Here is a 15,262-nt window from a genome sequence, read left to right on the forward strand (position 1 = left end):
GGAAGGGAGATTTTGATGAGTCATTCAAACACACGATGGGTTCTCGCATTTAATGCATCCTGTGGAACATGCCGGGCGATCTCTGAGAGGGTCGCGCAAGCCTGCGATGGAAAACTTGAAGTGCTTCCATTGACGGACTCCAAGGTGGAGGAATGGCGCGAGCAAGCCTTAGGGCCACAGGCTCCCTGGGCTCCGACGTTGCTGAGGGTCTCAGAGCAAGATAGCCAGGTACAGGCCTGGACGGGGCCTGCCATGGGCATCTGGCTTGTCCGTAGGCTTGGCTTAAAATCGACGATGCGCGTGTTGGCGGCCCTGGAACGGCTTCGGCGTGGGGAAGAAGAGCAACTTGCGAAACCTGTGAACGAGGGAGTCATTGGACGAGCTCAGTTCCTCAAGCTTTGCGCTGGGGGAGTGGTAGCGGCAGGCCTGATTATGATGGGGAAGGTGCCAGCCTTCGCCGCAGGTGATGGGAAACTATGGGCCGAGGCCCAGGCCTGGGTTAAGGCTAACCAGGATCACCTCCCTGCAACCTACGATGAGCTAATCGCTCGCCCCATGGCCTATCGAAAAGCTATCTATCGCGCTTCTCCACTAAGCGTACGAGCTCGGTTCTGGGAGGAGCAGTTGAAGCGTTTTCGCGCAGCACATCCCAATTGTACACCAGAGCAAGAGGCGTTTCTTGAGCGCGCCCACCAGCTGGTGCGCACAAATTTCGCATCCCTGACTGACGCCGATAAGAAGGCGGCTATCGATGCGTTTGGTAAAGAGCAAGCGCATGCCCTGTTTGCCACACTTGGACCGGCAGAGTCTACTCCCGCAATGTCACCTGCCAGGCCGGCAGATGACGTCTGCAACTGTACGGTAGGCCATGACTGGTGTTCCGATTCCACCTGTCACTGGTACTCGTGTGCTCAAGAGGGAGGATGTGGAGCTTTCTGGCAATATACCTGCAACGGGCTTTGTGGCTAAGCGCCTCTAGCCTTCATTCAGCTGCATAGTTCCTCATTTATCTCATCGGGAAAAATGCAGAGGTTGGCAGCAATTGTCTTTGTCGCTGCCAATCTCTTTTATCAGCTAAGAACTGTCAGGACTTACCCTTTCTCAGCTCGTTCCTCATTTGTCAACGCAGCCTATTGCTTGAACAAGGGCTGTTGGTCGCACTTTCCCTCATCCGCAACATCTGGAGAATCTTTATTCCTCAGGTTCTGTTAAATTTTACGTAATATAGAGTGCTATCCTAAAAAACTATGCAATTCCAGCATCTTCTTGCGAAGATAACCAAAATAAGCAAGTAACTTTGTAGCCATAAAATAAATAAGAAGAAGATACTACGTTAATGCTTGACATTTTTTAGCAATGCATATAAAGTCTATAAAGCTACATTCAAGCGGCATATCCTTTTCTCTATCTATTTTACATAGTAAGTTTGGATAGCGCTATTTCCCAAAAGCATTTTTATAGTTATTTACCCTTTTGCAACTTTAAGGTACTCTTCTCTTCGATCGCAACAATGCTCCTTTGGTCGGGACTGGAGAAGAGTTCTCTGAATTGAACACTTTTTATATAGGAGGCAGCATATGGCATTAGAAGCCGGAGACCTCTCAGCCGCGGAGAGATCAATGCAAGATCAGGCAGCCACCATAACGGCGCGTCAGGATCGCCTTCCTCTCTGGCCGTTGCCCACGGGATTTCTGATCATTATTGGCCTGGGCACACTCTTTACTTTGTTTGATACTCTGGATATTAACGTTTCCTTCATCCAGACCTGCGTACAGATTGTCCATGGATGCAATCCTACCAATGCCGCCCACTTTCTCAGTCTCCCTTCCATGCTCAATCTGATCGGATATGTGATAGGAGAGCTTATCTTCAGCACCTGTGCAGATCGTTTTGGCCGGCGCAATTTACTCATGATGAGTATGCTAGTATCGGGGCTTGGATCGCTCTACACCGGCATTGCTGGGGATTATACCAATTTTATTCTGGCTCGCGTGATCACTGGTATAGGGGCTGGAGCAGATATTGCCTTAACCAGCACTTATCTGAGCGAACTAACCCCACGTAGGAACCATGTCCATTATTTAGCCCTTACCTTCATTGTGGGCTCCTTTGGCTCTATCCTCAGTGTCTGGCTGGGGCTCTTTCTGACTACTCCCATGCCCCTGGGGCTCCCGCTTGGTTTGACCGGTCTACATTTTGAAGGGATCGGCTGGCGCCTGGTCTACTTCTTTGGAGCACTGCTGGCCGTCATTGGGCTCCTCTTGCGGTTTGAACTGCCCGAATCCCCCCGCTGGCTGGTCAGTCGGGGAAGGCTGACAGAAGCAGAACGGATAGTTGGCGCCATGGAGCAACAGGTTGCTCGTCGTCTAGGTGGAACGCTTCCACCATTGGCTGATGAGGTCTCTGTGCTCGTCGATGCTACGCGTATTCCTCTGGCTGAGATCTTGCGAACGCCTCTCTATCTCAAACGGACGATTCTCTTACTCACAGTGTGGCTCTTGAGCTTGATTACCCTCTTTGCGGCTGGTGCTGCTCTGACCGCGCTTTTGCTCGCGTTAGGCTACCCAATCGCGCAAGCGGCCCTGATTACGGCTGTGGCTTCCATAGGATATGTGCTTGCTTCAATCACTGCAGCATCGTTTGGAGAAAAGTTTGAGCGCAAAACCTGGATGCCAATAGCAGGAGTTGCTGTCCTACTTGGAGGTCTCTTGATAGCTTTTAGTTCCGGGCAGGTCCTCATCGCCATCGTTGGCGCTACCTTGCTCAACTTTGGCAATAATGTCTGGCTACCAATGATTTATACCTGGTCAGCAGAAAATTATCCCACCCGTGCCAGGGCCACCGGCTTTGCACTTGTGGAGGGAATTGGACATATAGGCGGAGGAGTGGGCCTGGTCTTTCTTGTTTCGCTCATCCGGCTCGGCCCCACACTGGCCTTTCTTGCTATCAGCGCCTTTATGTTCCTGGCGGCTCTCCTTGCTCAATTTGGACCGACGACGAAGGAGAAGCCCCTCGATGAAGTTTCTCCTTAATAAGGATGATGAGGCTCATGAAAGATATTTCGCATACTCCCTCGCCTTCTGACACTCCGCTTGCTTCCACACCGGCGGATGATGGACGGAACTACCTTCCCGATATCCCATATACTTTACCGAAAGATGCGCAAGAGGATCAGCGGCTCAATCTGCAGCACAACTTGCTACGCGAAGCGTTTGGTGGCAATCTCTTCGTGCCTGTCCTTTCACCACGCACGATCTTAGACGTCGGCTGTGGAACTGGACGTTGGTTGATGGAAGTGGCAAGCGAGTTTCCTGATGCCCAGCTTACCGGTGTAGACCTGCTCTTTCCTCCAGCGTTACAAGAGCCCGGGACCTTGCCGTCCAATTGTACGCTCACCACGGCAAATGTGCTCACTGGCTTGCCCTTTCCCGATGCTAGCTTTGAGGTAGTCCATCAGCGTCTGCTTGCATTTGCTCTGCCCGAGGTAACCTGGCCAGGCGTTGTCGCGGAGCTCGTGCGTGTGACTCGTCCCGGTGGATGGATTGAGCTCGTGGAGTCAGCAGTAGCTTATCGGCAGATGGGACCAGTGACCACGCGTCATGTGGAATGGTTGGTGGAGACATGCAAGCAGCGAGGAATTGATTGTTTAATCGCCAGCCGGTTGGATATACTCCTTGAGAAAGCTGGGCTCTCCTCTGTGAACGTCCTGCGCAAGACGATTCCTTTGGGGCAATGGGGAGGACGGCTGGGAAAAATGGCCCTCGCCAATATGTTGGCCGCGAAACAAACTGGTAAAAAGCTCATTACCACACAATTGGGTATTTCTACTGAAGAATATGATCGCTCAGTGGGAGAATGGCTGCAGGAATGTGAGCGTTTCCATACCTGCATGGAGTTCTTTCTCGTCTCTGCCCAGCGTCCTGATACAGAATAGGCTGCTAAACCCCAGGGGCAGGAAGCCTTTAGCTCGCACTAGCCCCTGGACTCTTAAGCGGATCATATTGAGTGTGGCTTTGGAGATGCCGAAAAGCTTCATAACTTCTTCTGGCTTGTAGTACGCCTTTTCCATATTTGTCTCTGCCTCTTTTCCGGGATTTTTGCGATTCTCATTAATAAGTCATTGCTCGACAGTTCGCAACCGTGGGCAAAGCTGGCCGCGTACAAAGACATGCAGCTTCCTACATTTCTTCTTGATCCTCACCAGGTAGCTCTTCAATGAGAGCCGCAACTGGCACCTCTAGAGCTCTCGCTAAGCGTTTGAGTGTTTCCAAAGTGACATTCACTGTCGTTGGCGTCTGATAGATCTTTCTCAAGGTGGTCAAATCGACGTCCGATTTGCGCGATAACTTGGACTGACTTAAGCCTTTAGCTCGCGCTAACTCCTGAACTTTTAAGCGGATCATAAGCAACTCCGCAGCCTGGCTACTATGGCCCCATTTGCATCTTTTGTCATGAATATCTCTTCTGTATCTCATGTCTTTCAGTCTTTATCTGGCTTTTGGAGAAGGTATAAAGGACTCTCCCTCTTCTTCCAAATTATCGATAAACGACTTTATAGGCTGTATTGCTTTCCGTAAGTCAGTTAGCAGATAAGCGTCTCTTTTCCCCGCTATTTTCTCGAAACCAAGGTGTTCGACTAGTTTCTTCCCCTCAAGTGTTGCAGCTATAGCGTACCACTTTTTAATATCATATTGTCTCTCCAATGAAATGGCCCACTTTATAGCATGCTTAATGATGAAGCGTCCTCTATGCTTATCTTTTTGGGCATCTCCCGTATGATGGATCGAAATACTTGGAATATAAACCGCTAGATCCTTATCTGTCCATTCTCTTATCGCTTCTGGTTGTATATTCTGTTCACTTATTTTCCCATCTATGATGGATTTAATTACAGCTTCTTCGAGAGGCATTATTGTGACTCCGGCAATCCTCCTATTCCCTTCTCTGGCAGACATAAAAATATCAGGGTTTACTTCACGCCATTCCAGTAATCTGTCATACGTCACAATATCCTCTGGTTCATATAAACTGAAATGATTCTGATAGCTTGCCCACAATTCGCTATTAGTTGCCGGGCCAAAGGTAAGTTCGGCCCTATTTTTCCGCCTTAAAAGTTTAACATGTGCATCTATAGCTTCCTTGGGATACTTTCTGCCTCTTTTTCTGCCTTCCTCAAGCTCGCTTGGAATACTGCCATCCTCTGCTCTCCTATTGAGTGTGGCTTTGGAGATGCCGAGAAGCTTCATAACTTCTTCTGGCTTATAGTACGCCTTTTCCATATTTGTCTCTGCCTCTTTCCCGGGATTTTTGCGATTCTCATTAATGAGTCATTGATATTGTAAGTCTTTAGACTCAGTTTGTCTATATAACATGAGTCTTATTTGATTTTTGATCCTTATTGACAATTTGATTTTTAATACCTTATAATTTAATTGCATATTTGATACTTTGATTCTTGATTCTTAACATGGAGCAGCACCACAATAGTCTTGGAATTATTTCTAACAGGAAATAGTCCAATATTCATCGGCAAGGCCAGCGCATTCGACAGTCGGCACTGTGGGCAAAGCTGGCCACGTACAAAGAAAGGATTCGTGGGATATGGAGATGAAGAGTGAAGTGGCGCGTCTGCGTGAGCAGATAGCCTTGGAATGTGAAGCGGTCAAGCGTGGGTTGTCGGGCTATGCCTGCGTGGGGCAGCACGAATTTGTACGGCAAAAATACGCGGCCATCGAAACGCACTATCAGAAGCTCGTTCCGCTGGTGGGTCAGGAAGAGGCTGCGGAGATCACATTCGAAACCTATAAAGACGTTCTGCAGCGCTAAGCCTGCTCATCAGACAAAGGAGAAACAACAGGCTATGCGCCACTACGAGGAACCCATGTGCTGGCTTGTGGTCAGCTATACTGAAGCAATTGCCCTTCACGGTCTCATTCACCAGTTTCTTGACTATCACCGTTCCCCCGGACAGCTCACCGCCCAGAATCGCGAGCTGGTCGCGCTGCTGGAGCATCTCTTTCTGCGCCTGGGAGAAAGCCCCTATGTTCCCGTTGGTTGCGCTCAGAGAGAACAAGGAGGCAAGGCCTGATGCAAGAACCTTTCAGGCTTTCGGTCAAGCAACTGCGCGACGAGATCGAGCAATGCGAGGAGCGCCGGGAGCTTCTCTATCAAGAGCTGCTCACCCGTGCAAGCTTGCAAGAGCTGGCCGAGCAGCAATTCAACGAGATGGCCGAACTGGCCAAAGAAGGCGCCATTTTCATGTTAGCCTTGCAAGAAGGCACCTGCATTAGCGCTTCCTGGCTGCTACAGCGCGACCGCTGGTTAGCTTGCCTCAGGCATACTATAGATGATCTTTTCGATATCGAGCCATTGCTACAATAAGCTACTGACTTGCTGCATACTCTTAGCCTTCCAGATGTCAGCAGGCTACCATACATGATGGTAGCCTGCCTATCGCTGTCTTTCTAACTGAGAGCTATTGTAGCGCGCTTTCCCAGATCTCAACAGTATCAATGATCTCAAAGCCCAATGACCGATACAGCCCTACAGGCGCAACCGCGCCACCATCCACGCCCAGAGCGATAGAGCGAGCACCCCGTGCAATAAGCTGGTTGATACCAGCCTTCAACAAGATGCGCCCCAGCCCCTTCCCTCTCCATCCAGGCACAATCGTTAGATTCGAAATCCAGGCATAGGCCGAACCCGCATCTTGATTACTTTTGTGGGCGTCAAACTGGGCTTGTACCGTACCGATAATCTCGCCATTGGCTGCAGGGGAAATGGCAACTAGAAAGTTATTCTGGGTCCCGTCAAGGTCTGCCCTTAGCGCCTGCATCGTAAGCTGGCGAAAGTTCCACGTATCTGCCCAGGCTCGATTGAGCGCAACCAGTAAGGCTTCTTCTTCGCCAGCGCCTAACTGGCGAATATCTATATCTTCAGGAGACTGCAAGGCAAGATTGGCCCGCTCAGCAGGCAGCAACATGACATATTGCGTACGTTTCAGCGAGAAATGATGCGCGTTAGCTGCCTCACGTGCCCAGGTAGCGCGGGCCGGAATGTAGATCCGCACGACGCAAGCCCCAGCTTCCTGCGCCAGCACTTTGGCCTCACGTATCAATACCTGACTTAGCTCGCTTTGCCGCTGCACCGGAAGCAATGCCAGGCGCACCTCTGCAACGTCTGGCGCTTCCGGGGATACATTGATCCCTACAGCTCCCAACAGCTTGTTTTGAAAGCGCACAATACGCACTGCCGTCGCCCAGCTGGTAAAAGACCACCAGCCATCACCCGGGCGAAAAGCCGCATTATCCTCATCCTGCGAAGCTGCCCAGATCTTCTCAAGCTCGGTAAGATCGGCGCTCGTCTGTGGACGCTCAATCGAGAGCTCATTCAACGCTTGCACTATCGTTTCCTTTTATGTCTATTTGTATACCTGGTCTTTATGCCCTAATTTAATCGCCAGGCTGAGGAGCGGTATTTTTTGCTCCTGTCCCGCCTGGATCGTTATCTGTCCGCTCACCGTCCCGCTATGCGGGCAGGCATCTCGTCCGCTACAGCTCAACCGCACCAGCCAGGACAGTGCAATAACAATCAGCGGCAAATACTCACGAAGCGTCTGCGAAGGCGATTTACCCATGACCTGCAGGCCTTTCTAGTTGTTCACCCTACAAAAGCTGGAGCCGCCCGGCAGGGTCTCTGTCAGGCGGCCTCACAAAGCCTCACTACTTACGGCCGAAGCGGCGTAGGCGCAACGAGTTACCAATCACAGTCACCGACGAGAGCGCCATCGCAGCGGCGGCAAAGATGGGCGCCTGCTCCTTCAAGAATGGAATCAGCGGCGATAGAATCGCGGTCGGGATCAGGATGACGTTGTAGGCAAAGGCCCAGAACAGGTTTTGCTTAATCGTACGCATCGTGGCTCGGGAGAGCGCCAGGGCTACAGGCACACTCGTCAGATTACCCTTGACCAGGGTAATATCGGACGCCTCCATGGCAATATCTGTTCCGGTTCCCATCGCAATACCCGCATCGGCCTGGACTAGCGCCGGCGCATCATTGATGCCGTCGCCGGCAAAGGCTACGACATAGCCCTGTTCCTGCAGGCGCTTTACCTGATTCGCTTTATCTTCAGGCAAGACCTCGGCCAGGACATGATCGGCGGGAATGGCTACTTGAGCGGCTATGGCCTCAGCCGTGCGCCGATTGTCGCCGGTAATCATCCAGACATCCAGGCCCTGCTCATGCAATTGCTTGATGGCTGTCGCAGATTCAGGCTTTACAGTATCGGCAACCGCGACCAGGCCAATTACGCTATCAGCGGTAGCGGCAAGCATAGCCGTCTTGCCTTGCGCCTCAAGCGCCTCCATTTGCTCATTGAATTGCGCAAAGCTAATGCCCCGTTCGCTTAGCAGAGCTCGTGTTCCTACCAGGATCGTCTTTCCATCCACATGCGCCTCTACCCCTTTGCCGACAAGCGCCGTAAAGTGCTCAGGTGCCGCGGCCAGCTCAATATTTTGCACTTTAGCCCCCTCAACGATAGCCGCCGCCAGGGGATGCTCAGAGCCCTGTTCGGCGCTGGCAATCAAGCGCAGAGCCTCACTTGAGGCCATATTGGGTACTGTCAGCACATCTGTCAATTCGGGCTTACCTTTGGTTATCGTTCCGGTTTTATCAAAGAGCACAGCACGCACGGCCTGAATGCGCTCAAGGCTCTCGCCGCCCTTGATCAGAATGCCTTGCTCGGCTCCCTTGCCGGTCCCAACCATGATCGCCGTTGGCGTGGCCAATCCCAGGGCGCAAGGGCAAGCCACTACCAGCACGGCAACCGCTGCTACGATAGCGGTAATCAAGGGATTAGTGCTGGCCATCGCCATCATGCTTGCGTCACTCATGGGTAGGCCAATCGTGTTGCCAATGATGGCCCAGGCAATGAAGGTAAGTACGCCAATCACCAGGACAGCCGGGACAAAGACGCCAGAGATGGTATCGGCCAGGCGCTGAATCGGCGCCTTTGAGCCCTGCGCTTGCTCTACCAGGCGAATGATATGCGCAAGCATGGTATCTCCACCCACTTTTGTAGCTTGCATACGTAGGAGGCCGCGCTGGTTAATCGTCGCGCCGATCAGGGTTTCGCCCTCGACCTTTTCAACCGGGATACTCTCACCGGTGATCATTGACTCGTCAACGGCCGAATGCCCGGCAAGCACAATACCATCAACCGGGATCTTTTCGCCGGGGCGTACGATAAGCTCATCGTTCACGCGCACTTCAGCTATCGGGACCTCTACTTCACGTCCGTCGCGTATTACATGAGCTGTGCGAGCCTGCAGACCGATAAGCTTACGAATAGCGTCGTTGGTCTGCCCCTTGGCCCGCGCCTCCAGGTACTTGCCAAGGAAGATGAGCGTGATAATCAGCGCCGCCGTATCGTAAAAGGTTACGCCACCTACTACGCGTGGGAAGAAGGTAGCAAACAGGCTGAGCAGGTAAGCGGCGGTTGAGCCAAACGAGACAAGCGTGTCCATATTAGCGCTGCCATGGCGCAAGGCTCTGAGCGCACCTTTGTGAAAATCCCAACCTACGATGGCCCAGACAGGCGTTGAGAGCAGCAGCAAGAGAATGTTTTCACCCGGGAAAGCATTCATCAAGAACATGCTCAGGGCCATGATTGGTAGCGAGAGTGCAATGCCCAGGATCAGCAGGTTGCGTTTACGCTGCAGCTCTCGACGTTTGCGCTGGCTCTGCTCATCCTCTTCGAGTACAACTGGTGCGGAATTCGCTTCAAGACTCGCCTTTGCCTCTTGCCGCACGCTGCTCTGTCCATGTGCTGAATCATCAAGCGGCTTAGCTCCATAGCCGACCACTTCTACCTTTTGCACCAACTTGGGTACATCCACCTGAGCGGGATCATAAGTTACTGTCGCACGCTCAGTCGCCAGATTTACCTGGGCCTCATGCACGCCCTGCACTTTCTTCAAGCCCTTCTCTATGCGCATCGCACAGGAGGCACAGGACATGCCGCTGATCTCCAGGGTCAGCTTAGCCTCTTCGGCTTCTTTCTGCGTGACGGCAACATTCGGGCTGGCTGCGGGCTTTTGTAATGACGCGGCTTTATAGCCAACAGCTTCAACTTTCTTGACCATTCGCGCGGTATCCGTCAGTTCAGGATCATAGACGACTGTGGCTTTCTCGCTGGCGAAATTGACCTGAGCATCCACGACACCAGGTACTTTCTTCAAGCCCTTCTCTATACGTAGCGCGCATGAAGCGCAAGACATACCTTCTATCGTCAGGACGGTTTGATCCGTCTGTACATTCTCTGGAATAGGGCAGGCTTGCTGCTCATTTATCCTGGTACTCATGGCATTCCTCGTTTCCTGGCAGGCGCTTCTCTTTGCGCAATCTGCAAACTCTTTTTGTTCTATCCATACCCCCTGGGTATGGGTTTTATAGATTTACTATAGCATACCCTGTCAACCCCTCACCGGGGGTTTTAAAGTGTTGCAGATCGGCAGAAGTTATGAAAATCCAATCCTTAAAGCCAACGCGGCTGCCTCTTGCCATTTTCTTTTCCCTATGTTATGGTATACCCATGCCCTATGGGTAGGGTTTACAAAAATATGTAAAGGGCTTGTAATCATGGACAAACAAGAGAAAAGTGAACGCTTAAAGCATATTGAAGAACTCTTAAGCGCCACACGCTCGATGATCGAGCGCGATGAGTATTGCGTGGACATTCTCAGTCAAACTTATCAGGTGCGCAAGGAATTCGAGGCGTTAGAGGCCTTGATGCTCAAGGATCACATGCACCATTGCGTCCCTGAAGGTATCAAGCAAGATAGAGAGCAAGAGGTGATAGACGAACTGCTTCAGCTCTACACACTCGTTGGAAATCGCTAAATCAGCCTGATTCATAGAGTAAAAAATGGAGGAATTTGTGTCGCAGGTTTTAGATCCCGTCTGTGGAATGACGATTGAATCCAGCACCGCAGCCCGTTCAGCGGAATATCAAGGGCAGACATATTACTTCTGCGCTCCTGGCTGCAAGAAAGCCTTCGAGGACAACCCCGAGCAATATCTCAACCAGCAGAACCAGGAATCAACTGGAAGCACAGAACATTCATGTTCATGTGGCCATTGCCATTAGTCCATTTAGCTAATTTATCTCTATAGCGCCTTGCATTTGTCGCTACAGGCTTGCCAGGAGTCCGGGGACCTGTCAGCTGGTCCCTCCTGGCAGCCTTTCCTTCCTGACGAAGATAGATCCTGCACAAACAGGCCCGAGCATACTTCCTCAGGCTCGATAGCTCTCAGCCTGCATGCCATAGAGCTGAGCATAGGTTCCGTTGCGCTCCAACAGCTCCTTATGCGTTCCTAGCTCACTGATCTGCCCCTCTTCTAGTACAGCTATTTGCTCTGCCATGCGCACAGTATTAAAACGATGAGTAATAAGAATACAGGTATGGCCGCGCATCAACTCACGAAAATGCTGATAGAGCTCATATTCCGCCTGAGCATCAAGTGAGGCTGTCGGCTCGTCAAGAATGAGCACTTGCGAATCGCGCATAAACATGCGAGCCAGAGCTAATTTCTGCCACTCGCCAACCGAGAAATCGGTTCCCCCCTTCTCTTCTGCCATCCATAGGCTCAACATGCTCTGATAGCCATCGGCAAGTTTTTCAATGCGTTCATGGATACCGGCTTTGAGCGCGGCTTTCTGGATTTCCACAGTATTCTCAAGCAAATCAGTATTGCCAAGGCCAATGTTTTCATGGACTGTCAGCTCATAGCGTACAAAATCCTGAAAAATCGCACCCATATTCCTGCGCAATTCCTGAGGCTCAAACTCACGAATATCGATCCCATCCCAGAGAATCTCCCCTTCAGTCGGATCATATAAACGGGTGAGCAGTTTGATCAGGGTCGTCTTTCCGGCGCCGTTCAGGCCAACCAGGGCCAGGCATTGGCACGCCGGGAGGAAAAGATTGATGTGGCGTAGAACCCAGGGCTGCTGCTCGCTGTAGCGAAAAGAGACGTTGCGCAGGGTAATTCCGCTGGTCAGTGGAGGGACGGCGCAAGGCTCCTGCGTCACACTAAGCTGCTCCTCTTGCAGATGCAAGAGCTCCTTGTACTGGCGGAAGAAGAGCATGCTATCGTTCATATTGGAAAGCTCAAAAGCCATGGAGCTCAAGGTGCTCTGTATACTTTCCACGGCGCTGATGTAGAACACGATATCGCCAATGCTGATACGACCAGAGAAGGCCTGGAGTACGACAACGACTAAGGCGCCAGATGTGACTATGGTAGAAAGAAAAGCCAGTCCTCCTTGCCAGCGCAACTCGCGTATCTGTTGTTGCGATTGCGCGCCGAGAATCAGCCTCGTCATCTCGGTAAATCTGGTCAGAAAGTATTGCCCTAGATTAAAGAGCCGAACCTCCTTTGCATAAGGAGCCCAGGATAGCAGGCGGCCATAATAGGCTGCCCGGCGCTCGCGCGGACTATTGTCAAAAAACATGTCAAAGCGCTGCCGGCTCAATTTGATCTGCACAACAGCCTGGGGCAAGACCGTGATACAGACGATCAAGGCCAGCAAGGGGCTAAGCGCGATAAGCACTCCCAGGAAGCTTAGGAGCGTTGCAGCTCCTTTACAAAGCATATTGACGTTTTGCAGCATCTGGGTTGGAGCCATCTGAGCGTGCGTGGCCACCATTTCGATGGTGTTATGAAATTGGGGATCTTCAAAATGAGAGATGCCCGCCAGGCTGTTAATCTTTTGATAGATGGTGGTTTTGACCTGAAGGGTTAATTTTCGGCTTAATTCCGCCAGGAGAAATTCGCTGAGAGGAGCCCCCAGTTGGGCCACAATGAGAATTACTGCCTGAATGAGGAGCAGGGCCATCAACCCCCGCACAAGCTGACCCGGGTCCTGCGCATGGAAGTGCTGCGTAAGCAGATCGATAATGCTCTTAATTATCCAGGCCGTGGCCAGCGGAACAATACCTTGTAGGATCTCCAGAACAATCAGGGCCACACAATACACGGGCTGTACTTGCCAGGCCAGCCACAACATTTGCCCAATATAACGCATAGTTCCCGCGATCAGAGTCAGCCAGCGGCGTATCTTATGCATAAGTCTTTCCTTCACTACCTCATTTTACAGGGCTCGCCTATTTACGCAGTTCTACCTTTTAGCCTGCATCTGCTCCGAGCTTGCTGCCATATCCTGCAGTTCTTGCCAGGCCCTTGACAAGTGATCAGGGAAGCCAGCAAGCTGCACAATACCGCGCGCATCAATCAAACAGAATGCTGGCACGATAAGCGCTTGATATTCTTTGAGCAAAGGATTTCGTTCACGCGGCGCAATCAGCACGGGATAAGGAATAGGAAAAAGTTTGCTAAGCGCTTCAACATGGTTGCGCTCCTCGGCACAGATAAAGACAATTGCAATACTCCGAGTTACTAGCTTCTCTGCCAGGCTCAAAAATTCTGGTATATGCTCAGCCGAAATACTGGTATTGGCCACAAAAAATAGCAATAGTGAGGTATGCTTATACTGCTCAAGGGTAATTGTTGCCCCGTCGAGCGTTTCGGCGCTAAAGGGTGGAGCCGCTTTTCCAACCAGCGCTGTTTCCGGGGTAAGGGTATAGGTTGTATGTTTGGGGGAGGCCTGCGAGAGCTTGAATAGGACAACGCCCACTACCCGTTGGAGCGGGACGGGGCCCCAGCTGCGCGAATCAATACTTGCGGCTCGGTTATCGCCGCAGACAAAGATATGCTCCGGCGGAACAAACCAGGCTCGTTGCCCGCTGGGGCTGACGAAGGTAGCTTGCGCGAGCTCTTCAGCGGGCAAGGGATCATCTGCCGGTAGCGCAAAGATTTCGCCACCAAGAGCAGCGATGCGCTTCACATACCAGTCGGGCGATTTCGTAGGAGAGGCCTGTCTTCCCTTAGCGGCCCTGACTACTACGATATCCCCCTGGTGCAAACGTCCACAGAGCCAGCGGCACAACACCAATACCCGTTCGCCATGCTCCAGGCCAGGGGACATACTGGGTCCAACTACGGTAACAATCAGCAGCGATAGGCGCAATAACGTCACTAATCCACAAATAAAGCATAGAAATATGCCACACACAAGCAGGAAAAGAGGCATAACAAACTCCTCTTCCTAATCTGAAGCCACGATGAATCAGAGTTGATCAACGGTTTCCTTCATGGATACTACACCGAAGAGCAGCATCCATGAAAGTCAGCTAATTAAGGGTTAACAAAGGGCAGCAGCGGCCCCACCGCAACCACATTGTGGAATGCAATAGGCGATACCGTTAGAACATCTATAGCAGTAATTGCTAGAGAAGCAATCACAACGAGGGCCACAATAAGGTGAGCAGCCACTACTTATAGCCTGGGCCTCGAAATCGGGCAGCAGGCGGGAAGCCATGTTCGAGATAAGCCTGTTGAGAAGACCGGAGCTGCTGGAGACATGATCTAGCTTTGTTAGAAACGTATCGACAAGGTGAGACATAGATACAATGTCCTTTCTCTTCCGCTAGCGAAAGCTATCCATTTTCTAACTCGTTAAACTGCCGAAGAAACTCGCTTGGGTGAAGTGTTACGCGTATAAGCGTTTTCTTTTGCTGCTGCGGTGCCTCCTTTCCTTATGCTGGGGACGAAAGTTTACTCCAGCTAGAGATCAAGGCCGTCCACCTGGGATTATATCCATCCGAGAGGCCGGCAGATTCAACGACACTCTGGCTGTTGAGCAGACAATAGGATGGCGTCATATGTACTTTATAGTCCTGGAAGAAAGGATTGCTCAGGCGGGGAGCCGAAATTATGGTAAATGGGATCTCCATTTCCTGAGCCCAGGCCCGCGTTTGTTCCACGCGGCCATCGCTCACAATGATCAGATCAGTCTCTGATTGCTTGATCTGCGGCTGTAACGGTTTTAGGGTGGCAAGAAGATCGTGGCAGGGCTGGCAGCCAGGGGCGGAAAAAATAAAGAGGTTTGCCCGCCCAGTTCCGCTATAGTCTGCCAGGCTCACGCTTGCCCCATCCAGGGTAAACGCTTTAAAGTCTGGTCCCTTTGTACCGGCCCTCAATCCTTGTTCAGACGTCTCAAGGCGTGGTGTACTGATACGATTGTAGCGCCTGACAAGGGCCAGGGTCAGGAGCAGATTGAGGAAAAGAAAAATCCACAACAGAACCGAGCTGACCAGGAGTATAGCTTGTAACTGCATGCATGTTCCTCCTCTAGGGCAGA

The 15,262-nt window shown here is 51.5% G+C and carries 16 protein-coding genes; 8 read left to right on the forward strand and 8 right to left on the reverse strand.

What is annotated here, in order from left to right; translation table 11 throughout:
- Positions 1 to 15 precede the first annotated feature (15 nt).
- The 3 genes from EPA93_RS01835 (at position 16) to EPA93_RS01845 (ending at position 3,934) form a co-directional block, all read left to right on the forward strand.
- Positions 16 to 969: a bacteriocin fulvocin C-related protein gene (locus tag EPA93_RS01835; RefSeq protein ID WP_129885399.1), complete on the forward strand. Its 954-nt coding sequence runs from the start codon at positions 16 to 18 to the stop codon at positions 967 to 969.
- A gap of 608 nt (positions 970 to 1,577) precedes the next feature.
- Entirely contained in the window at positions 1,578 to 3,032 is a 1,455-nt protein-coding gene (locus tag EPA93_RS01840) for an MFS transporter (protein ID WP_129885400.1), read from the forward strand.
- 17 nt (positions 3,033 to 3,049) lie between these two features.
- Entirely contained in the window at positions 3,050 to 3,934 is an 885-nt protein-coding gene (locus EPA93_RS01845) for a class I SAM-dependent methyltransferase (RefSeq protein ID WP_165422801.1), read from the forward strand.
- Between the two features lie 244 nt (positions 3,935 to 4,178).
- On the opposite strand, the gene EPA93_RS01850 is transcribed toward EPA93_RS01845, so the two are convergent.
- Both EPA93_RS01850 and EPA93_RS01855 read right to left on the reverse strand, forming a co-directional pair.
- Complete coding sequence (locus tag EPA93_RS01850; RefSeq protein WP_165422802.1) at positions 4,179 to 4,403, reverse strand: helix-turn-helix domain-containing protein; 225 nt, start codon at positions 4,401 to 4,403, stop codon at positions 4,179 to 4,181.
- Between the two features lie 84 nt (positions 4,404 to 4,487).
- Entirely contained in the window at positions 4,488 to 5,279 is a 792-nt protein-coding gene (locus tag EPA93_RS01855; RefSeq protein WP_129885403.1) for a helix-turn-helix domain-containing protein, read from the reverse strand.
- Positions 5,280 to 5,601: 322 nt separating this feature from the next.
- Here EPA93_RS01855 and EPA93_RS01860 point away from each other — a divergent pair, with 322 nt between their 5' ends.
- Genes EPA93_RS01860 through EPA93_RS01870 form a run of 3 tightly spaced genes read left to right on the forward strand, consistent with a single transcriptional unit; the run spans position 5,602 to position 6,381 of the window.
- On the forward strand, positions 5,602 to 5,826 hold the full coding sequence (locus tag EPA93_RS01860) for a hypothetical protein (RefSeq protein ID WP_129885404.1): 225 nt from the start codon (positions 5,602 to 5,604) through the stop codon (positions 5,824 to 5,826).
- Positions 5,827 to 5,860: 34 nt separating this feature from the next.
- Complete coding sequence (locus tag EPA93_RS01865) at positions 5,861 to 6,088, forward strand: hypothetical protein (protein ID WP_129885405.1); 228 nt, start codon at positions 5,861 to 5,863, stop codon at positions 6,086 to 6,088.
- Positions 6,088 to 6,381, forward strand: a complete 294-nt coding sequence (locus EPA93_RS01870; RefSeq protein WP_129885406.1) for a hypothetical protein — start codon at positions 6,088 to 6,090, stop codon at positions 6,379 to 6,381. The genes EPA93_RS01865 and EPA93_RS01870 overlap by 1 nt, the downstream gene beginning before the upstream one ends.
- Before the next feature lie 94 nt (positions 6,382 to 6,475).
- On the opposite strand, the gene EPA93_RS01875 is transcribed toward EPA93_RS01870, so the two are convergent.
- The 3 genes from EPA93_RS01875 to EPA93_RS01885 all read right to left on the reverse strand — a co-directional run bounded on the left by EPA93_RS01875 (position 6,476) and on the right by EPA93_RS01885 (position 10,361).
- Positions 6,476 to 7,402 carry a GNAT family N-acetyltransferase gene (locus EPA93_RS01875; protein WP_129885407.1) on the reverse strand — a complete coding sequence of 309 codons (927 nt, stop codon included), beginning with the start codon at positions 7,400 to 7,402 and terminating at the stop codon, positions 6,476 to 6,478.
- 18 nt (positions 7,403 to 7,420) lie between these two features.
- Positions 7,421 to 7,636, reverse strand: a complete 216-nt coding sequence (locus EPA93_RS01880) for a hypothetical protein (RefSeq protein WP_129885408.1) — start codon at positions 7,634 to 7,636, stop codon at positions 7,421 to 7,423.
- An 85-nt stretch (positions 7,637 to 7,721) separates the two neighbouring features.
- Positions 7,722 to 10,361, reverse strand: a complete 2,640-nt coding sequence (locus EPA93_RS01885) for a heavy metal translocating P-type ATPase (RefSeq protein WP_165422803.1) — start codon at positions 10,359 to 10,361, stop codon at positions 7,722 to 7,724.
- Positions 10,362 to 10,638: 277 nt separating this feature from the next.
- Here EPA93_RS01885 and EPA93_RS01890 point away from each other — a divergent pair, with 277 nt between their 5' ends.
- A complete protein-coding gene (locus EPA93_RS01890; protein WP_129885409.1) occupies positions 10,639 to 10,899 on the forward strand; it encodes a metal-sensitive transcriptional regulator in 261 nt (86 codons plus the stop codon).
- Between the two features lie 25 nt (positions 10,900 to 10,924).
- Complete coding sequence (locus EPA93_RS50795; protein ID WP_129885410.1) at positions 10,925 to 11,146, forward strand: YHS domain-containing protein; 222 nt, start codon at positions 10,925 to 10,927, stop codon at positions 11,144 to 11,146.
- A 147-nt stretch (positions 11,147 to 11,293) separates the two neighbouring features.
- Here the strand turns inward: EPA93_RS50795 and EPA93_RS01900 are convergent, their stop codons facing one another.
- From EPA93_RS01900 to EPA93_RS01910, 3 genes are all read right to left on the reverse strand, one after another.
- Positions 11,294 to 13,129, reverse strand: coding sequence for an ABC transporter ATP-binding protein (locus EPA93_RS01900; protein ID WP_129885411.1), 1,836 nt, complete (start codon positions 13,127 to 13,129; stop codon positions 11,294 to 11,296).
- 51 nt (positions 13,130 to 13,180) lie between these two features.
- Positions 13,181 to 14,152, reverse strand: a complete 972-nt coding sequence (gene lepB, locus EPA93_RS01905; protein ID WP_129885412.1) for a signal peptidase I — start codon at positions 14,150 to 14,152, stop codon at positions 13,181 to 13,183.
- A gap of 505 nt (positions 14,153 to 14,657) precedes the next feature.
- Positions 14,658 to 15,239 carry a peroxiredoxin family protein gene (locus EPA93_RS01910; protein ID WP_129885413.1) on the reverse strand — a complete coding sequence of 194 codons (582 nt, stop codon included), beginning with the start codon at positions 15,237 to 15,239 and terminating at the stop codon, positions 14,658 to 14,660.
- Positions 15,240 to 15,262: the final 23 nt, after the last annotated feature.

Source organism: Ktedonosporobacter rubrisoli (assembly GCF_004208415.1).
Taxonomy (GTDB): Bacteria; Chloroflexota; Ktedonobacteria; order Ktedonobacterales; family Ktedonobacteraceae; genus Ktedonosporobacter; species Ktedonosporobacter rubrisoli.